Below are 287 nucleotides of genomic sequence, written 5' to 3'. Positions count from 1 at the left end.
CACACTCATTCAGGCTTGGGCCGGCCACAAGAGCTTTGTACGCAAAGACGGCGAGGACGAAGACAACGATGGTGGCAACTTCAAAGGTCGCAAGCGCAGCAACGAAACGCACCAGTCCAAGACCGACCCCGATGCCCGGCTCTACCGTAAAGGCAAAACCGCCAGTGAGTTGCGCTACATGGGCCATACCTTGAGCGACAACCGCCACGGCCTGGTGGTCAGCGCGCTGGTGACAAGTGCTGACGGGCATGCAGAGCGCGAAGCCGCCAAGGTCATGGTCAACGACG

The 287-nt window shown here is 60.3% G+C and carries 1 pseudogene; it reads left to right on the top strand.

What is annotated here, in order from left to right:
- A pseudogene (locus tag ACYP5B_RS27160) lies at positions 1-287 on the top strand (IS5/IS1182 family transposase); the annotation flags it as partial.

This window comes from Cupriavidus sp. 8B (genome assembly GCF_054589115.1).
The sequence above is the reverse complement of the archived record's forward strand: the minus strand, read 5'-3'. Positions and strand labels throughout refer to the sequence as shown.